Source organism: Superficieibacter sp. 1612_C1, assembly GCF_015234305.1.
Lineage (GTDB): Bacteria > Pseudomonadota > Gammaproteobacteria > Enterobacterales > Enterobacteriaceae > Superficieibacter.
Genome location: NZ_JADGMI010000001.1, coordinates 921,724 through 939,748 on the forward strand (window position 1 = coordinate 921,724; position 18,025 = coordinate 939,748).

An 18,025-nucleotide genomic window follows, 5' to 3' on the forward strand; every position below is an offset into this window, starting at 1 on the left:
GTGGCGATGTATTACGGATTTGATATTGGTGGCAGCAAGATTGCGCTGGGGGTATTTGATACCGAGCGACATATGCAATGGGAAAAGCGCATCGCCACCCCACGAGACAGTTATGAATCCTTTTTACAGGCAGTAACCGGACTGGTTGCCGAGGCCGACGCCCGTTTCGCCTGTAAAGGCACGGTCGGTATTGGTATCCCCGGTATGCCGGAAACCGATGACGGCACGCTGTATGCCGCTAACGTCCCCGCCGCCAGCGGCAAACCGCTGCGCGCCGATCTCAGTCGTTTACTGGACCGCGATGTGCGTCTGGATAACGACGCTAACTGCTTTGCGCTTTCCGAAGCCTGGGACGAAGAGTTTATCCAGTATCCGCTGGTGATGGGTCTGATCCTCGGGACCGGCGTCGGCGGTGGTCTGGTCATCAACGGCAAGCCCATCACCGGGCGCAGCTATATCACCGGTGAGTTTGGTCATATTCGCCTCCCGGTCGATGCATTTACCCTGATGGGCTTAGACTTCCCACTACGGCGCTGCGGTTGCGGTCAGATTGGCTGCATTGAAAATTATCTTTCCGGTCGTGGCTTTGCCTGGCTTTATCAGCATTATTACCACCAGCCGCTCAGCGGCGAGGAGATTGTGCACCTCTGGCAACAGGGCGACGAGAAAGCGCGTCAGCACGTAGAGCGTTATCTCGACCTGCTGGCGGTGTGCCTTGGTAATATCCTGACGATTATCGATCCTGATTTAGTGGTGATCGGCGGTGGATTGTCTAACTTTAGTGCTATAGCTGAAGGACTCGCGGCGCGTTTACCGCGCCATCTGTTACCGGTTGCCAGCGTACCGCGCATTGAGCGCGCGCGGCACGGTGATGCAGGAGGAATGCGCGGCGCGGCGTTCCTTCACCTTACTGATACGCCCCAGAGGTAATTATGCAGTCGCGCCGCCTACATCGATTAAGTCGTTTTCGCCGTAACAAACGCCGACTGCGCGAGCGTCTGCGTCAGCGCATTTTCTTCAGAGACAGGGTGCCAGAAGAGATGGATAAACCAAGAGTCGTGGTTCTGACCGGTGCCGGAATTTCAGCCGAGTCGGGGATCCGCACCTTCCGTGCGGCGGATGGCTTATGGGAAGAGCATCGGGTCGAAGACGTGGCGACGCCGGAAGGTTTCGCCCGTGACCCGGCGCTGGTGCAGGCGTTTTACAACGCCCGGCGTCGGCAGCTCCAGCAGGCTGAAATTGTCCCTAACGCCGCGCATCATGCGCTGGCTAAGCTTGAAGAGGCGCTCGGCGATCGCTTTCTGCTGGTCACGCAGAATATCGATAATCTGCATGAGCGCGCGGGTAATAAACATATCGTGCATATGCACGGCGAACTGCTGAAAGTCCGCTGCTCGTGGAGTGGGCAGGTGCTGGAGTGGACCGGTGACGTCACGCCAGAGGATAAATGCCACTGCTGCCAGTTTCCTGCACCGCTGCGCCCGCACGTGGTATGGTTCGGTGAAATGCCGCTTGGCATGGATGAAATCTACAGCGCGCTGGCAATGGCGGATGTCTTTATCGCCATCGGCACCTCCGGGCATGTTTATCCAGCGGCAGGCTTTGTCCATGAGGCCCGCTTGCACGGCGCACATACGGTGGAGCTGAATCTCGAACCCAGCCAGGTTGGTAGTGAATTTGAAGAGAAGCATTACGGTCTGGCGAGTGAAGTGGTGCCGGAGTTTGTGGAGAAAATGCTGAAAGGTTTGTAAGGCACTTTCCAGGCGGAGCAGCCTGCTCCGCCTGTCTGCTGTTAGCGTCCCGCTTTCAGCTTCTGATAATACTGCTCATAAATCGCGCTGGCGTCGCCGACATCGTTCTGCCACTCGCCTTTGCTGATGGTCTCAGCGTCAGGATAGAGCGACTTATCGTTCGAGACTTCCGGACTCAGCAGCTTGCGTGCGGCGAGGTTAGGCGTCGGGTAACCGATAGTTTCCGCAACCTCTTTCGCCACGTCCGGGCGCAGCAGGAAGTTAATCAGCTTCAGCGCGCCTTCTTTATTTTTTGCGTTAGCCGGAATGGCGAGGCTGTCCATCCAGAAAATACCGCCTTCTTTCGGCCAGACTACCTGCAACGGCGTACCCGCCTGACGGGCGACATAGGCCGAACCATTCCAGACCATCCCCAGGTTCACTTCGCCTTCCATATACGGGTTGGCCGGGTTATCCGAGTTGAATGCCGCAACGTTCGGCATCAGCTTTTGCAGCTCTTTATAGGCCGCTTCGATCTCTTTGGGATCGGTGGTATTGCCGGAATAACCAAGCTTGCGCAGGGCGATCTGGAAGACTTCGCGCGCGTCGTCAGTCAGCAGCAGACTGCTTTTATACTGCGGTTTCCACAGGTCAGCCCAGCTGGTGACGCTTTTCGGATCGATTTCATCGCTGTTAATACCAATCGCGGTTGCGCCCCAGATGTAGGGAATGGAGTAGTCATTATTGGGATCGAAAGGCTTATTCAGCACTTCCGGATCGAGATTTTTAAAGTTGGTCAGCTGGGATTTGTCGATCTTCTGGATCATCCCTTCTTTGCGCATTTTATCGACGAAATAGGTGGACGGGACCACCAGATCGTACGCGCCGTCTTTATAGGTCTTCAGCTTGGCGTACATGGTTTCATTCGACTCGTAGGTCGAATAGATAACCTTGATCCCCGTCTCTTTGGTGAACTGCTCCAGCAGGCCCGGCGGCACATACTCAGTCCAGTTGTAGAAATAGAGCGTTTTGCCGTCGTCGGCATGGGCGGCGCTCATACCGAAGGCCAGTGCGCCCGCGGCCAGCAGGTGGCGTGACCATTTAATCATCTTAACGTCCCCTTGTTTTATCACGTGCAATAAGCTGGCTGGCAATCACCATAACCAGCGACAAAACCAGTAAAATCGTCGCCAGCGCGTTCACTTCAGGTGACACGCCAACTTTGACCATCGAATAAATTTTCAGCGGCAGAATTTCATAGGCCGGACCGGTCACAAACGACGACACCACCACGTCATCCATCGACAGGGTAAAGCTGAGCAGCCAGCCGGCCGCTACGGCGGGCATCGCCAGCGGCAGAATGATTTTACGCAAGATCGTCATCTCGCTGGCACCCAGATCTTTCGCCGCTTCCAGCATCCGCACGTCAAACCCTTTCAGGCGCGAATAGACCGTGACCACCACGAAGGGCAGACAGAAGGTGATATGCGAAAAGAGCAGCGACCAGAATCCCAGTTCGATCCCCAGCATCATAAACAGCACCAGCAGGGAAATCGCCATCACAATATCCGGCGACATCATCACGACAAACAGCATCCCGCTGACGAAGGGTTTGCCGCGAAAACGGTAGCGATAGAGCGCAACGGCGGTCAATGAGCCAATCAGCGTCGCCAGGGTTGCCGAAAATACCGCCATGGTCAGCGAATGCTGTGCCGCCTGTAACAGGCTGTCATTATTCACCAACAGGCTATACCATTTGGTGGTAAAACCCTGCCAGTTAATGCCGAAGCGCGAACTGTTAAAGGAGTTCACGATCAGAATAATGATCGGAATATATAAATAAGCATAGATGGCGGTCATAAAACCGCCGCGCAGCAGTCGGCCGATCATTCCAGTTCCACCTTTTTATTCAGCAGGCGTGAGGCACGCCAGTAAACCAGCAGCATCAGTCCCATCACCACCGTCAGGGTAATGCTGGTGGCTGAACCGAACGGCCAGTCGCGAATATTGAGGAACTGACTCTTAATGACGTTGCCAATCAGCAGGTTTTTCGCGCCGCCCATCAGGTCTGAAACGTAAAACAGCCCCATCGCTGGCAGCATCACCAGCAGACAACCAGCAATAATGCCCGGCATGGTCAGCGGCAGAATGATGCGTACGAAGGTTTGCATCTTGTTAGCGCCCAGATCTTTCGCTGCTTCCAGCAACGGTTTATCCAGCTTCTCAATACTGGAGTACAGCGGCATCACCATAAACGGCAGCAGGATGTACACCAGGCCGATGATCACCGCGCTGGGGGTAAACATAATGCGGATGGGGGTTTCAATGACGCCCAGCCACAGCAAAAATTCGTTCAGATAGCCTTTGGTGCTGAGAAAAATCTTCAGGCCATAGATGCGGATCAGCGAATTGGTCCAGAAAGGAACAATCAGCAAAAAGAGTAGTAGCGGACGCACCTTTTGCGGCAGCCTCGCCAGGAACCAGGCAAACGGATAGCCCAGCGCCAGGCAGGCAACGGTAGCGATCAGCGCCATATTCAACGAGTGCAGCAGCACCTGGAAATAGAGCGGGTCCACCAGCCGGGCATAGTTATCCAGCGTAAAGACCAGCTTGACGAAATTGGCGTCGTCGCGGGTCAGGAAGCTGGTGCCGATGATCATCAGGTTGGGCAGAAAGACAAATAACACAAGCCAACCAACGATAGTGGCGATCACCACATTCTGGAATTTACTTGTGTTCTTCATCAGCCAGTACAACCTCCCAGCTCTCTACCCAGTTAATTGCCATTTTCTGATTCAGCGAGTGATCGAAATCCGGATCGTCTTCGTTAAAGAACTCGCTGACCAGCACCATCTTGCCATTTTCCAGCTCGACCACCGACTCCAGGGTCATGCCTTTGTAGTTACGCTCGCGCACGTAACCCACCAGCCCTTCGGCCTCGCTGCCGTCATTGATCTCTTCAACGCGCAGATCTTCCGGACGCAGCAGGACGTTCAGATTCTGGCCTTTTTCGACGGCAAAGTTGACGTCAATGTTACATTCCCGGCCTTCGACGCTGGCGCGTACGCGGCGTTCGTCGAGACGCTCGATTACCGTGGCGCTGAATATATTAATTTCGCCAATGAAACTGGCGACAAACAGGTTTTTCGGTTCTTCGTAGATCTCGCGCGGCGTGCCGTCCTGCTCAATGCGCCCGTCGCGCATCACCACGATGCGGTCAGACATGGTCAGGGCTTCCTCCTGATCGTGGGTGACAAAGACAAAGGTGATGCCGAGCTTACGCTGAAGCGCTTTGAGTTCATTCTGCATCTGCTTTCGCAGCTTGTAATCCAGCGCGGAAAGCGATTCATCCAGTAACAGCAGGCGAGGTTTGTTGACCACCGCGCGAGCGATGGCGACGCGCTGCTGCTGCCCGCCGGAGAGCTGATGCGGTTTGCGCTGGGCAAATTCTTCGAGTTGCACCATATGCAGCGCTTCGGTGACGCGCGGTGTGATTTCAGCGGCAGGCGTTTTTTGCATCCGCAGGCCAAACGCCACATTTTCAAAAACGGTCATATGCGGGAAAAGCGCGTAGCTTTGAAAGACGGTATTGACGTGACGGTTTTCTGCCGGAACATCGGTAATATCCAGATCTTCCAGACGAATGCGGCCGGTATCGACATTTTCCAGCCCGGCAATCAGGCGAAGAACGGTTGTTTTACCGCAGCCAGAGGGGCCAAGCAGCGTGAGGAATTCACCGTTGTTGATGGTCAGGTTAAAATCTGCGATAACCTTCTTACCGTCAAAACTTTTATTAATTCCCGCCAGTTGCACCAGTGGTGAAAGCGAACGCGGTTGTGTATTCAATTTATGACTCTGTCCCATGTAGACGCATCGGGAAGCTGACCGATACGGGGTTTGTGATTAACCACCTTTGGGTTCTGCACATGATTAAGGGCTGGCATTCTACGGCAAACCATTGAAATCGCCAATCCTTGATACGTAATGGTACGCTACCTTTATTACAAAGGCTGGCGTAACGAAAAATATTCTCGTTTGCCAGCCTAAAAGTGACCTGACGCAATATTTGTGTTTTCGTGCTTATTGATAATGTTGTCACAAAAAGTGAGGGTGACCGCATGGAAAAATTACTTGAGCGTTTTTTACAGTACGTTTCTCTGGATACGCAATCGAAGCCTGGCGTGCGTCAGGTGCCGAGTACCGAAGGACAATGGAAGCTGTTGCATTTGCTCAAAGCCCAGCTTGAGGAGATGGGGCTGGTTAACGTTACCCTTAGCGATAAAGGCACCGTGATGGGCACGCTGCCTGCCAATGTTGATGGCAATATCCCGGCAATCGGATTTATCTCCCACGTTGACACGTCGCCAGATTTTAGCGGCAAAAATGTCAATCCGCAGATCATCGAAGGTTATCGCGGTGGAGATATCGCGTTAGGCATTGGTGACGAAGTATTGTCGCCAGTGATGTTCCCGGTGCTGCATCAGATGCTGGGCCAGACGCTGATTACTACCGACGGTAAAACGCTGCTCGGCGCGGATGACAAAGCGGGGGTGGCTGAGATCATGACCGCGCTGGCGGTGCTGAAGGGCAAAAATATTCCACACGGCGATATCCGCGTGGCCTTTACGCCGGATGAAGAGGTCGGCAAAGGCGCGAAACATTTTGACGTTGAACAGTTTGGCGCGCAGTGGGCCTATACCGTTGACGGCGGCGGCGTGGGTGAACTGGAATTCGAAAACTTCAACGCCGCGTCAGTGACCATCAAAATCGTCGGGAATAACGTGCATCCGGGGACGGCGAAAGGCGTAATGGTCAATGCGCTGTCGCTGGCTTCACGTATTCACGCAGAAGTGCCTGCCGAAGAAAGCCCTGAGCGCACCGAAGGTTACGAGGGGTTCTATCACCTCACCAGCATTAAAGGCACCGTTGATCGTGCTGAAATGCACTACATCGTGCGCGACTTTGACCGTAAGCAGTTTGAAGCCCGCAAGCGCAAGATGATGGAAATCGCCAAAAAAGTCGGCAAGGGGCTGCATCCGGATTGCTACATTGAACTGATCATTGAAGACAGTTATTACAATATGCATGAAAAGGTGGCCGAACATCCGCATATCATTGAAATCGCGAAACAGGCTATGCTTGACTGCCATATCGAACCGGACATGAAACCCATTCGCGGCGGCACCGATGGCTCCCAGCTGTCCTTTATGGGATTACCGTGCCCGAATCTGTTTACCGGCGGCTATAACTATCACGGCAAACACGAGTTTGTATCGCTCGAAGGAATGGAAAAGGCGGTACAGGTGATTGTGCGTATTGCGGAATTAACGACAAAGCACAACGCTAACGTTGCCTGACAGGTTTGTCGGCCAGTGTTGAGGCCGGTGGGTTGAATGTCTGATGGCGCTGCGCTTATCAGGCCTACGTGGGGCTGGCGTTGGGTTGAATGCCTGATGGCGCTGCGCTTATCAGGCCTACGTGGGGCTGGCGTTGGGTTAAATGCCTGATGGCGCTGTGCTTATCAGGCCTACGTCGAGGCTGGACGGTGTATGGACGTTGTAGGCCGGGCAAGCCTGCGCCGCCCGGCATGTTTAAGGAAAGAGGTTAACCTTAATCCTCGAAGAACCAGTATCCGCTATTGACCAGCGCGGCCAGCATCGCGAGGAAAGAGGGATCTTCCAGCGCGTCGCCAAAATGCTCGCCGCTCAGCACGATATGGCTGGAGAGGGCTTCGAGCGCCGGACGGTGAGGGGAGTCGATTTTCTCACCGTTGGCAAACACCTCGTCGCCAATACGCAGCACGCGCAGGCCGCCCTGGCGTACCAGTTTATCTCCCTGCTTCAGCGCATCGTAAATTTCATCCGGCTGATAAGGCGGTTCCGGCGGGGCAATATCCAGCTCGTGACGCGCCTGGGTGATAAACTCGCCAAACCACTGGCTGAAATGCTCCGTCTGATTAATCAGATCCAGCATCATGCCGCGCAGTTTATCCAGCTCTTGCGGCAGAATATCTGCCGGATGGTCGCGTGACGGGATCTCCGGATCGCTGTAGCGGAAACTGCCCAGTTCGCGTTGCAGAACATAATCGGCAAACCCGCTGATCAGCTCCCGCGCGTTTGGCGCATGGAACCCCACTGAGTAATTCATCGAGTTTTCCAGCGAGTAACCCTCATGCGGGAATCCTGGCGGAATATACAGAATATCGCCGGGCTCCAGCTCCTCATCGATAATCGCTTCGAATGGATCGACCTGAAGCAGGTCAGGATGCGGGCAGTGCTGCTTCATTGGCACTTTCTCGCCGACACGCCAGCGGCGGCGTCCGGTACCCTGAATAATAAACACATCATACTGATCGAGATGCGGACCCACGCCGCCGCCCGGCACGGAAAAGGAGATCATCAGATCGTCCACGCGCCAGTCAGGGAGGGCACGGAAAGGACGCATCAGCGCCGCAGTTGGCTCATGCCACTGATTGACGGCCTGCACCAGCAGCGACCAGTCGTTTTCGCCCAGATGATCGTAGCTTTCAAAAGGACCGTGGCTGAGCTGCCATTTGCCATCCTGATGGCTTACCAGACGGCTGTCGACTTCGTTTTCCATCGCCAGACCGGCCAGCTCGTCGGGAGAGATAGGATCCACAAAATTGGCGAAACCCCGTTTCAGCACCACCGGGCGTTTTTGCCAGTAGCGTTCAATGAAATCGGGCCAGTTTAATGCTAATTGATAGTCCATAATAGTTTCCCGCAGGCTCGTAACTGAAGCGATTATAACGGATGCCAGCCAGTTACGATGCAGGAGAAAAAAAGAAAAACGCGGCAGTTAACCGTTTTGATTACCGGGATGCTGTCGGCCAAAGATAATTTCCATTCGCGCGCCGCCGAGCAGACTCTCTTCGGTGACAATTTTACCATCGTATTGTTCGACGATTTCCCGCGCTACAGAAAGCCCCACACCCTGACCAGGACGCAGCGTATCAATGCGCTGCCCGCGATCAAACACCAGTTCGCGTTTACTTTGCGGAATGCCGGGCCCATCATCTTCAATCATAATGTGCAGGTGGTCATCCGTCTGGCGAGCGGAGATTTCCACAAACTCGAGGCAGTATTTACAGGCGTTATCCAGCACATTGCCACAGACTTCCATAAAATCGTTTTTTTCGCCGACGAAACTGATTTCCGGCGAGATATCCAGCGAAATGCTGACGCCTTTGCGTTGATAAACTTTATTCATCGCGGAAGTCAGATTATCCAGCAGCGAGGCTACCGGATGCAATTCGCGGCTCAGCATAATATTGCCACCGCGCATACTGGCACGATGCAAAAAATAGCCAATTTGCTGTGAGATGCGGCTGATTTGATCCAGCATCACCGGCTCAGCCTCGGCAACGCTGATTTTTTCGCTGCGCAAAGATCGCAGCGTACTTTGCAGTACGGCGAGCGGCGTTTTCAAACTGTGTGTGAGATCGGTGAGGGTGGTGCGATATTTTTCGTTACGCTCGCGCTCCGTCTTCAGCAAGCGGTTGAGGTTGCGCACCAGATGGGTAAGCTCGCGCGTGGTTTCAGGATTTAGCGCCTCGCGGTGGTGCTCCTCAAGTTCGCGGACCTCTTTCGCCAGCGCCTCCAGTGGGCGTAAACTCCACCATGCCGCGACCCAGAGCAGCGGGATCACCAGCAGTAAGTTGGCAATCAGCACATAGAAGAACCAGTTCCAGACCATATAAGAGCTTTTCAGCTCAATTGGGATGGTGTCGATGATGACAATGGTTAAGCGTGGCATTCTGGCGGTTGCCGGATAGATATTGACCGCCACAGAGTGCGTCATTTCATCGTCAGGATCGGCTTCGCGGCGAATTTCCTCAAGCTTATCTTTCACGTCACGACCGTCACGCAGCAGGCTGCTACTGAAATCCACGTCCGCTTCGATTTCCTGAAATCCGTTAGTTTTTAGCCACTCCGGGTGGATGCGTTGAATAAGCCAGGGAACGTCGCGCTGCGCCCAGAGCAGTTTGCCGTTATCGTCATAAATCAGCGCGATAGACGGACTTTGCTGCGCCAGGTTTTCCGGCAGGTCAATGCTTAGCGTGCCATTCTCCCACCTGGCGAGGGTATAAAATAAGTTGCTCTCCCCGCGCAGCAGGCGATAGGTAGTTTTATCAAAACTCACGCTATAGCCGACCAGCGCCACCATGCCATAGGCCAGAGACAGAATTAATACGATGGCCGCCGTGGCCAGCAGAAAGCGGATCCGCAGAGAAAGCGGCAAAAAATGCCGTAGCAGACGGTTCATGCCGGCAGTTCGAAACGGTAGCCCTGGCCGCGCACGGTGGTGATAACCTCATGCGGATAGCGGGTCTGAATTTTTTTGCGCAGTCGCCCCATCAGCACATCAATGGTATGGCTCTCACGCAGTTCCGCATCCGGATAAAGCTGGAGCATTAGCGCGTCTTTGCTGACCACTTTACCGTGGTTGCGGATCAGCGTTTCCATAATCGTGTATTCAAAAGCGGTTAGCTTGATGGTTTCGTCGCTGACGGAGAGTTCACGGCGGGAGAGATCGACCTGGAATGGTGGCAGAGAAATCACCTGCGAGGCCAGCCCGCTATTACGCCGTAACAGCGCCTGCATCCTGGCGGCCACTTCTTCGATATGAAAAGGCTTGGTGACGTAGTCATCCGCGCCCGCGCTTAAGACTTCGACCTTATCCTGCCAGCCTTCACGGGCGGTCAGCACCAGCAGCGGGAGGGAGACACCGTGGCTGCGCCAGCGGCGGATTAGCGACAGACCATCTTCATCCGGCAATCCCAAATCGACAATCGCAATGTCAGGAACATGCTCACCGAGGTAATAATCCGCCTCGCGGGCATCTTCGGCAGCATCGACCTGATGGCCCATCTCCTGAAGCTGGACTTTAAGATGATGACGCAGCAGGGGGTTATCTTCTACAACGAGTACGCGCATAACTCTTTCCTCACATAACGATCGGCAACAGTGTAGCGCAAAGAGATAAATAGTGGTTCAACCAGCTGGTAATAACGCCCTCTCTCCTGGCAGAAAGAGGGCGTGGCAGGACATTACTTCAGTTCGTCAACCATGGTGATGGCACGACCAATATAATTGGCCGGAGTCATGGCTTTCAGGCGGATTTTTTCCTCTTCCGGCAGCGCAAGACCGTCGATAAATTGTTTCATACCTTCCGCATCGACGCGTTTGCCGCGCGTCAGCTCTTTCAGTTTCTCATACGGTTTTTCAATGCCGTAACGGCGCATCACGGTCTGGATCGGCTCGGCCAGTACTTCCCAGTTGTGATCCAGTTCATCCAGCAGACGATCGCGGTTCACTTCCAGTTTGCTGACGCCTTTCAGGGTAGATTGATAAGCGATCAGCGCGTAACCCACGCCAACGCCGAGGTTGCGCAGAACGGTGGAGTCGGTCAGATCGCGCTGCCAGCGGGAGACCGGCAGTTTGCTCGCCAGATGCTGCAATACTGCGTTGGACAGGCCCAGGTTGCCTTCGGAGTTTTCGAAGTCAATCGGGTTCACTTTGTGTGGCATGGTGGAGGAGCCGATTTCACCGGCGATGGTTTTCTGCTTGAAGTGATTGAGCGCCACGTAACCCCAGACGTCACGATCAAAATCGATCAGGATAGTGTTGAAGCGCGCGATGCAGTCGAACAGTTCAGCAATATAGTCATGCGGTTCGATCTGGGTGGTATACGGGTTCCACTGAATGCCCAGCGAAGTGACAAACTCCTCGCTAAACTGGTGCCAGTCTACTTCCGGGTAGGCCGCAATATGGGCGTTATAGTTGCCCACCGCACCGTTGATTTTGCCGAGGATCTCGACCTGGCTAAGCTGGCGATATTGACGCTCCATACGGTAGGCGACGTTAGCCATCTCTTTACCCAGCGTAGACGGTGTAGCTGGCTGACCGTGGGTGCGGGAGAGCAGGGGAATATCGCGGTACTGCACGGCAAGATCTTTGACCGCGTCAATCAGTTTGCGCCAGTAAGGCAGGATCACCTCATCGCGCGCGGTTTTCAGCATCAGCGCGTGGGAGAGGTTATTGATATCTTCGGAAGTACAGGCGAAGTGAATAAACTCGGAAACCGCATGCAGCTCGGGCACGCTGGCGACTTTTTCTTTGAGGAAATACTCAACCGCTTTTACATCGTGATTCGTGGTGCGTTCAATCGTTTTGATGCGTGCTGCGTCTTCTTCAGTAAAGTCAGCCACGATTTTATCAAGGTAACCGTTTGCGTCGGCAGCAAATGAAGGAACTTCCTTAATCGCTGCGTGCGCGGCCAATTTTTGCAGCCAGCGTACCTCGACCTGAACGCGGAATTTCAGCAAACCGTATTCGCTGAAAATGCCGCGCAGCGCGCTGACTTTATCGCCATAGCGTCCATCGACGGGGGAAACGGCGGTCAGTGAGGATAATTCCATAGATCACAACTCCGGAGTTAAATGAGCAAGAATGTGTTTGGCCTGAGTTAGCAGGCGCTGACGAGAAAACATGAGTTGCAGGCGGCTACCGCCAACCTGGTGCCAGAGTACAGCTGCACGAATACCGGCCAGTAGTGAGGCGCGAACCTTGGCCTGCACCTGCGCGCTTTGCAGCACGGCAGGGGAGCCAGTGACCTGGATGCGTGGCCCGAGCGGGCTAATGACGTCGACATAAATGCCCGCCATCGCACTCAGTAAGGTCTCAGACTGAAGATCGAAATGGTCGAGCTGGCGCTGTAAACCAGAAATGCTGTTGCCAAGCGTATCCATTGCGCCTTTGGCTTTGGCGAGCTTACGCTCAAGCACCATCAGGCTAAGGGTATAACGAGTGAGTTCAGCGTTCAGGCCCTGACGGCTGCTGGCGTTCAGCACACCAAGTAGCGTTTCAAGACCGAGACGGAGATTGGCTTCGCTGCCACCGAAAACGCCCAGCGTTGAGTCCGGGTTGAGATCGATGATGCTGTTCAGCGAAACATGCAGGGCGTCGCTATCGCAGTGGCCCTGATGGGCCAGTTGTTGCACCAGACGTGCGGACTGGCAGATCCCTGCCAGCGCCAGGGTGATGTCATAATAGTTCTTCGCCACACTCACTCCTTGTTAATCCTGCGTATCCACGATCCGCAGGTAAACATAATCAAAGACGCTTTTATAGCGGCAGCGGCAGACGCTGCTCAATAATACCGCCGCCGAGGCACACTTCGCCGCTGTAGAAGACCGCAGACTGACCCGGCGTGACGGCCGCGACCGGCTCATCGAAATGAACCTCAATGCGATCGTTGTCCAACGCCGTCACCGTACAGGCAATATCACTCTGACGATAGCGGGTTTTCACCGTACAGCGCAGGGTGCCGGTGAACGGCTGACGGTCGACCCAGTGCAGTTGCTGGGCGATCAGCCCGACGGACATCAGACGCGGATGGTCATGCCCCTGCGCCACGATGAGAATATTGTTCTCAACGTCTTTATCCACCACGTACCACGGATCTTCGCTACCCTCTTTGGTCCCGCCAATCCCCAGCCCTTTACGCTGGCCGAGGGTGTGGTACATCAGCCCCTGATGCTGACCAATTTCTTCGCCATCAACGGTAAGGATTTTACCCGGCTGGGCGGGCAGATAGCGACCGAGAAACTCGCGGAATTTACGCTCACCGATAAAGCAGATACCGGTGGAGTCTTTTTTCTTCGCGGTGATCAGATCCAGCTCTTCTGCAATCTTACGCACCTGCGGTTTTTCCAGTTCGCCGACCGGGAACAGGCTCTGAGCGATCTGTTCATGGCCGAGGGTGTACAGGAAGTAGCTCTGATCTTTATTGCCGTCCAGCCCGCGCAGCAGGCGACTTTTACCGTCAACATCCGCACGACGCACGTAATGACCAGTCGCGATATAATCCGCGCCCAGATCTTCGGCGGCAAATTCAAGGAAGGCTTTAAATTTGATTTCTTTGTTGCACAGAATATCCGGGTTCGGCGTGCGGCCTGCTTTATACTCTTCGAGGAAATGCTCAAAGACGTTATCCCAGTATTCTGCGGCAAAGTTAACGGTGTGCAGCTCAATGCCGAGTTTGTCGCAGACTGCCTGCGCGTCGGCCAGATCGGCCGCAGCGGTACAATATTCCTCGCCGTCGTCTTCTTCCCAGTTCTTCATGAACAGGCCTTCTACCTTATAGCCCTGTTGCAGGAGCAAATAAGCAGAAACGGAAGAGTCGACACCGCCGGACATACCGACGATCACTTTTTTTGGGCTTTCAGACATAGGAATACTCACGACATTGAACTTCAAGGCGGCGTATTTTAGCACGCCCCCCCTGACTTGACACCCTCTGTAAACGGCCAGTTAAATTCGCCGATTAGCGCCAGCGGGTATTTCTGACCGTTTTGCCAGCAGCGAATACTCTCCGCTACCAGCGGCGAACGCAGGTTTGCTGCATTGAGGATTTCATCGGCGCTGACCCACAGGCAGCGATCGATATCGCTGTCGTGGGGCTCTGTAGGGCACATTTCGTTAAGCTCTATAGCAAACAGGAAGCGCAGAAACGGGGTTTTATCCGGGGCGATCCAGTGATGCAGGCGGATAAAATGCTGCGGTTCTGCCACGATACCCGTCTCCTCCCACAGCTCGCGCTTTGCTGCCTGCACCAGCGTTTCATCCGCTTCCAGATGGCCTGCGGGCTGGTTCCACAATACTTTGCCGTTAATGGTCTCTTCAACGACAAGAAATTTGTCCTCTGCATGCACGATGCAGGCGACGGTGACGTGCGGTTTAAACATACTCTCTCCTTATTAACTGGCGTCTCGCCATTCACCGCTGGCAAGATTATCCAGCGTATAGTCACCCATCGCGTAGCGGATCAGGCGCAGCGTGGGATAGCCGACATGGGCCGTCATCCGGCGCACCTGACGATTACGGCCTTCATAAAGCGTCACCTTTAGCCAGCTTGTGGGAATTGATTTCCGCTCGCGGATCGGCGGATTGCGCGGCCACAGCCAGTCAGGCTCCGCCACCACCTCAATGCCCGCGGGCAGGGTGGGGCCGTCATTGAGCGTGACACCGTGGCGCAACGCTGCCAGCGCCTCTTCTGAAGGTACTCCCTCAACCTGAACATAATAGATTTTACCGGTGCGTTTACCCGGCTGAGTTAATCGCGCCTGTAGTGCACCGTCGTTCGTCAGGACCAGTAGACCTTCGCTATCGCGATCCAGACGCCCGGCGGCATATACCCCGGTGACCGGGATAAAATCTTTTAAGGTGCTGCGTCCGGCCTCATCGGTGAACTGCGGCAGCACATCATAGGGTTTATTGAACACAATGACCCGCTGCGGCTGGTCTTTACGTTCATTCCTGGTGGCTCGTTGTGAGCTGAATCGCTTAAGGCGGTGATTTGTATAAGAAGTTTTACGCATAGTATTTTCAGACGTTATCAATTGCCGCATTATAGCGTAATGATGAATGCCTTTCATGGAACCAAACTATCAGGTAGTATTGATGGGCTTATTACAAATCATTAACAAAAATCAGTAACAACCAGAAGCGCTCGAAGGAGAGGTGAATGGAAAGCAAAGTAGTTGTTCCGGCGGAAGGTAGTAAAATCACCCTGCAAAACGGCAAGCTGAACGTTCCGCATAACCCGATTATCCCCTTCATTGAAGGTGATGGTATCGGTGTTGACGTCACGCCGGCGATGCTGAAAGTGGTCGATGCCGCCGTGGAAAAAGCCTATAAAGGCGAGCGTAAGATCTCCTGGATGGAGATTTATACCGGTGAAAAATCGACCCACGTTTATGGCCAGGACGTCTGGCTGCCCCCTGAAACACTTGATCTGATCCGTGAATACCGTGTGGCCATTAAAGGTCCTTTGACTACCCCGGTCGGCGGTGGTATTCGCTCTCTGAACGTGGCGCTGCGTCAGGAACTGGACCTTTATGTCTGCCTGCGCCCGGTGCGTTACTACCAGGGTACGCCAAGCCCGGTTAAACACCCTGAACTGACCGATATGGTTATCTTCCGTGAAAACTCCGAAGATATCTACGCCGGGATCGAATGGAAAGCCGACTCTGCCGACGCGGAAAAAGTCATTAAATTCCTGCGCGAAGAGATGGGCGTGAAAAAAATTCGCTTCCCGGAACATTGCGGCATTGGTATCAAACCGTGCTCTGAGGAAGGGACCAAACGTCTGGTGCGTGCGGCGATTGAATACGCTATCACTAACGATCGCGATTCCCTTACCCTGGTACACAAAGGCAACATCATGAAGTTCACCGAAGGCGCGTTCAAAGACTGGGGCTACCAGCTTGCGCGTGACGAATTCGGTGGTGAACTGATTGACGGCGGCCCATGGCTGAAAATCAAAAATCCGAAAACCGGTAAAGATATCATCGTTAAAGATGTGATTGCCGATGCATTCCTCCAGCAGATCCTGCTGCGTCCGGCAGAATATGATGTTATCGCCTGTATGAACCTCAACGGTGACTACATCTCTGACGCCCTGGCGGCACAGGTTGGCGGTATCGGTATTGCGCCGGGTGCAAACATCGGTGACGAATGCGCGCTGTTCGAAGCCACGCACGGTACGGCACCGAAATATGCCGGTCAGGACAAAGTAAACCCGGGCTCAATCATTCTGTCTGCAGAGATGATGCTCCGTCATATGGAATGGTTCGAAGCCGCTGACCTGATCGTGAAAGGCACCGAAGGCGCTATCGCGGCTAAAACCGTGACCTATGACTTTGAGCGTCTGATGGAAGGCGCTAAGCTGCTGAAATGTTCAGAGTTTGGCGACGCGATCATCGAGAATATGTAATTTCTGATGGTGTAAAACCAAAGCGGGAGCATGATTGCTCCCGTTTTTTATTATTCAATTTCGAACGGTTATCAAAAATTTATCAAAATGAGTTATCAAAACCCCTCCTTTCAGATGGACTAAATTGCAACGGTAGTCCAGTCTTTGCCGCGATCATCGTTATATCGATCTGTCTGTTGTTGAGACTTGTGGCCAAGTAATTTGCGAGTATCTATACCTTGCTCTTTATAAAGCCTTTCAGAAAGCGAACGCTGTTCATGAAATGTCGCTGGCGAACCATCACCCCAGTCAATATCCGTTTTATCTCTGGCTTTGCTGAAATTCATCGTCAATGTGTTCGCTTTTACCTGAGCGCCTCTTTCGGCCTGAGACGTGGCCCTGAAAAAGTGAATCAGGTATGGGCTAACCGCATAATCTCTACAGCGTGCGATTACTTCCCTTAAACTCCAGTTAATTGCGTTGAGACGAAGCGAAAGTGGAATAGCTATTTTACTTCCAGTTTTCTCCTGGATTACATGGATGTGATCGTCCCAGATATCGCTAAACTTCATCCTTGAAATATCCCCCAAACGCTGGCCGGTTACCAAAGCCAAGAGCATGGCATTACCTAAATACTTATGGCTCCCATCTGCTATCTCAAAAATCCGCTTCCACTCTTCAAGACTTAGGCGCTGACGTGAAATTCTCCGACGAGGCTGTTTAGTCGCCAGCGCTGGATTATGGCCCGGCGGCACTTCGCCGGCATGTTGTGCCTCTTTAAAAACGTCGATCAATACCGAACGGATCACCTGAGCCATTCTCGGCTGACCAGCACTAATGTAGTCATCCAGAATGCTTGCAATGTCCCGGACATCCACAGAGGATATCAGCTTCATTCCGACGCTTGCTCTGAGAAGAGAAACTGGTTTTGCTTTTTGTTTGTAAGTGTTTTGCTTGATGTCATCTGACTTAAGCCTTTCATCCTGTATTTTCCAGTAACGATCAAGCCAGCTGGCAGTTGTGATTGCTTTGCCCTTGCTGGTGGCTATTTTATCGCTGATGGCTAATATTTGCCGCGTTCGTTGCTCAGCCAGACGGGCATTTGCTTCTGTTGCTATTGCAACAGCTTCTGCCTCATCTGTACCCAAAGCATGAAATTTGCCTGTTAGAGGATGCTTATATCTCCAATAAACTTTGTTCACTTTCCGGCTATAAAGAGGGTATAAGTTAGGAACTGATACGTTATTTTTACGTGGTCTGGCAGCCATCGTTTAAGATCCTTTGCAGCATAGGTGAGTCAGATTTCTTGATTACTGGTACCGTAAGTTCACCAACAAGTTCTGCATCCTCTCTTACGCGCCATAAGCGTCCTTGCTTCATCGCTGGCGGTGAAAACATATTGTACTTGGCATAACGTCTAAGCGTTGAAACGCTTGGCGGATTGCTTCGGTACTTTTCTGCGGCCCATTCTTCAAGAGTTAACATCTGAATCATGCTTAGTTCTCCACTTAGCCCGG

Annotated in this window: 18 protein-coding genes; 4 read left to right on the plus strand and 14 right to left on the minus strand. The window is 53.4% G+C overall.

The genetic code is table 11. The features are described from left to right. Positions 1–6: 6 nt before the first annotated feature. Together nagK and cobB are read left to right on the plus strand one after the other, a co-directional pair. On the plus strand, positions 7–930 hold the full coding sequence (gene nagK / locus INT84_RS04365; RefSeq protein WP_194205767.1) for an N-acetylglucosamine kinase: 924 nt from the start codon (positions 7–9) through the stop codon (positions 928–930). Between the two features lie 2 nt (positions 931–932). Continuing rightward, the gene (cobB, locus tag INT84_RS04370) at positions 933–1,751 is read left to right on the plus strand and encodes a Sir2 family NAD+-dependent deacetylase (RefSeq protein WP_176917232.1); all 819 of its coding nucleotides are present in this window, start codon (positions 933–935) and stop codon (positions 1,749–1,751) included. A 41-nt stretch (positions 1,752–1,792) separates the two neighbouring features. Here cobB and potD read toward each other — a convergent pair whose 3' ends face one another. Genes potD through potA form a run of 4 tightly spaced genes read right to left on the minus strand, consistent with a single transcriptional unit; the run spans position 1,793 to position 5,594 of the window. Next, on the minus strand, positions 1,793–2,839 hold the full coding sequence (gene potD / locus INT84_RS04375; protein ID WP_194205768.1) for a spermidine/putrescine ABC transporter substrate-binding protein PotD: 1,047 nt from the start codon (positions 2,837–2,839) through the stop codon (positions 1,793–1,795). 1 nt (position 2,840) lies between these two features. After that, the gene (gene potC / locus INT84_RS04380) at positions 2,841–3,620 is read right to left on the minus strand and encodes a spermidine/putrescine ABC transporter permease PotC (protein ID WP_194205769.1); all 780 of its coding nucleotides are present in this window, start codon (positions 3,618–3,620) and stop codon (positions 2,841–2,843) included. Then, a complete protein-coding gene (gene potB, locus INT84_RS04385; protein WP_194205770.1) occupies positions 3,617–4,474 on the minus strand; it encodes a spermidine/putrescine ABC transporter permease PotB in 858 nt (285 codons plus the stop codon). Before potB ends, potC begins: the two co-directional genes overlap by 4 nt. After that, the gene (gene potA, locus INT84_RS04390; RefSeq protein ID WP_176918262.1) at positions 4,458–5,594 is read right to left on the minus strand and encodes a spermidine/putrescine ABC transporter ATP-binding protein PotA; all 1,137 of its coding nucleotides are present in this window, start codon (positions 5,592–5,594) and stop codon (positions 4,458–4,460) included. The genes potB and potA overlap by 17 nt, the downstream gene beginning before the upstream one ends. Positions 5,595–5,848: 254 nt before the next feature. Between potA and pepT the strand changes: the two genes are divergently transcribed. After that, on the plus strand, positions 5,849–7,087 hold the full coding sequence (pepT, locus tag INT84_RS04395; RefSeq protein ID WP_194205771.1) for a peptidase T: 1,239 nt from the start codon (positions 5,849–5,851) through the stop codon (positions 7,085–7,087). A gap of 253 nt (positions 7,088–7,340) precedes the next feature. On the opposite strand, the gene INT84_RS04400 is transcribed toward pepT, so the two are convergent. The 8 genes from INT84_RS04400 to rluE all read right to left on the minus strand — a co-directional run bounded on the left by INT84_RS04400 (position 7,341) and on the right by rluE (position 15,162). Then, entirely contained in the window at positions 7,341–8,462 is a 1,122-nt protein-coding gene (locus tag INT84_RS04400) for a cupin domain-containing protein (RefSeq protein ID WP_194205772.1), read from the minus strand. Positions 8,463–8,549: 87 nt separating this feature from the next. Continuing rightward, a complete protein-coding gene (gene phoQ, locus INT84_RS04405; RefSeq protein ID WP_194205773.1) occupies positions 8,550–10,016 on the minus strand; it encodes a two-component system sensor histidine kinase PhoQ in 1,467 nt (488 codons plus the stop codon). After that, positions 10,013–10,687, minus strand: coding sequence for a two-component system response regulator PhoP (phoP, locus tag INT84_RS04410; protein ID WP_194205774.1), 675 nt, complete (start codon positions 10,685–10,687; stop codon positions 10,013–10,015). The genes phoQ and phoP overlap by 4 nt, the downstream gene beginning before the upstream one ends. Before the next feature lie 113 nt (positions 10,688–10,800). Beyond that, the gene (gene purB / locus INT84_RS04415) at positions 10,801–12,171 is read right to left on the minus strand and encodes an adenylosuccinate lyase (protein ID WP_194205775.1); all 1,371 of its coding nucleotides are present in this window, start codon (positions 12,169–12,171) and stop codon (positions 10,801–10,803) included. Positions 12,172–12,174: 3 nt separating this feature from the next. After that, positions 12,175–12,816, minus strand: a complete 642-nt coding sequence (hflD, locus tag INT84_RS04420) for a high frequency lysogenization protein HflD (RefSeq protein ID WP_176918256.1) — start codon at positions 12,814–12,816, stop codon at positions 12,175–12,177. A gap of 61 nt (positions 12,817–12,877) precedes the next feature. Next, complete coding sequence (mnmA, locus tag INT84_RS04425; RefSeq protein ID WP_194205776.1) at positions 12,878–13,984, minus strand: tRNA 2-thiouridine(34) synthase MnmA; 1,107 nt, start codon at positions 13,982–13,984, stop codon at positions 12,878–12,880. A 38-nt stretch (positions 13,985–14,022) separates the two neighbouring features. Next, positions 14,023–14,499 carry an NUDIX hydrolase gene (locus INT84_RS04430; RefSeq protein ID WP_194205777.1) on the minus strand — a complete coding sequence of 159 codons (477 nt, stop codon included), beginning with the start codon at positions 14,497–14,499 and terminating at the stop codon, positions 14,023–14,025. Positions 14,500–14,511: 12 nt separating this feature from the next. Further along, positions 14,512–15,162, minus strand: coding sequence for a 23S rRNA pseudouridine(2457) synthase RluE (gene rluE / locus INT84_RS04435; protein WP_194205778.1), 651 nt, complete (start codon positions 15,160–15,162; stop codon positions 14,512–14,514). Between the two features lie 116 nt (positions 15,163–15,278). On the opposite strand from rluE, the gene icd reads away from it, so the two are divergent. Further along, positions 15,279–16,529 carry an NADP-dependent isocitrate dehydrogenase gene (gene icd, locus INT84_RS04440; RefSeq protein ID WP_194205779.1) on the plus strand — a complete coding sequence of 417 codons (1,251 nt, stop codon included), beginning with the start codon at positions 15,279–15,281 and terminating at the stop codon, positions 16,527–16,529. A 119-nt stretch (positions 16,530–16,648) separates the two neighbouring features. Here icd and INT84_RS04445 read toward each other — a convergent pair whose 3' ends face one another. Next, on the minus strand, positions 16,649–17,776 hold the full coding sequence (locus tag INT84_RS04445; protein WP_194205780.1) for a site-specific integrase: 1,128 nt from the start codon (positions 17,774–17,776) through the stop codon (positions 16,649–16,651). Continuing rightward, a complete protein-coding gene (locus tag INT84_RS04450; RefSeq protein ID WP_194205781.1) occupies positions 17,757–18,002 on the minus strand; it encodes an excisionase in 246 nt (81 codons plus the stop codon). Before INT84_RS04450 ends, INT84_RS04445 begins: the two co-directional genes overlap by 20 nt. Between the last annotated feature and the right edge of the window lie 23 nt (positions 18,003–18,025).

Coding starts and splice junctions, on each gene's coding strand:
- nagK (WP_194205767.1), top strand. CDS start 7: ATGTATTACGGATTTGATATTGGTGGCAGCAAGATTGCGCTGGGGGTA.
- cobB (WP_176917232.1), top strand. CDS start 933: ATGCAGTCGCGCCGCCTACATCGATTAAGTCGTTTTCGCCGTAACAAA.
- potD (WP_194205768.1), bottom strand. CDS start 2,839: ATGATTAAATGGTCACGCCACCTGCTGGCCGCGGGCGCACTGGCCTTC.
- potC (WP_194205769.1), bottom strand. CDS start 3,620: ATGATCGGCCGACTGCTGCGCGGCGGTTTTATGACCGCCATCTATGCT.
- potB (WP_194205770.1), bottom strand. CDS start 4,474: ATGAAGAACACAAGTAAATTCCAGAATGTGGTGATCGCCACTATCGTT.
- potA (WP_176918262.1), bottom strand. CDS start 5,594: ATGGGACAGAGTCATAAATTGAATACACAACCGCGTTCGCTTTCACCA.
- pepT (WP_194205771.1), top strand. CDS start 5,849: ATGGAAAAATTACTTGAGCGTTTTTTACAGTACGTTTCTCTGGATACG.
- INT84_RS04400 (WP_194205772.1), bottom strand. CDS start 8,462: ATGGACTATCAATTAGCATTAAACTGGCCCGATTTCATTGAACGCTAC.
- phoQ (WP_194205773.1), bottom strand. CDS start 10,016: ATGAACCGTCTGCTACGGCATTTTTTGCCGCTTTCTCTGCGGATCCGC.
- phoP (WP_194205774.1), bottom strand. CDS start 10,687: ATGCGCGTACTCGTTGTAGAAGATAACCCCCTGCTGCGTCATCATCTT.
- purB (WP_194205775.1), bottom strand. CDS start 12,171: ATGGAATTATCCTCACTGACCGCCGTTTCCCCCGTCGATGGACGCTAT.
- mnmA (WP_194205776.1), bottom strand. CDS start 13,984: ATGTCTGAAAGCCCAAAAAAAGTGATCGTCGGTATGTCCGGCGGTGTC.
- INT84_RS04430 (WP_194205777.1), bottom strand. CDS start 14,499: ATGTTTAAACCGCACGTCACCGTCGCCTGCATCGTGCATGCAGAGGAC.
- rluE (WP_194205778.1), bottom strand. CDS start 15,162: ATGCGGCAATTGATAACGTCTGAAAATACTATGCGTAAAACTTCTTAT.
- icd (WP_194205779.1), top strand. CDS start 15,279: ATGGAAAGCAAAGTAGTTGTTCCGGCGGAAGGTAGTAAAATCACCCTG.
- INT84_RS04445 (WP_194205780.1), bottom strand. CDS start 17,776: ATGGCTGCCAGACCACGTAAAAATAACGTATCAGTTCCTAACTTATAC.
- INT84_RS04450 (WP_194205781.1), bottom strand. CDS start 18,002: ATGATTCAGATGTTAACTCTTGAAGAATGGGCCGCAGAAAAGTACCGA.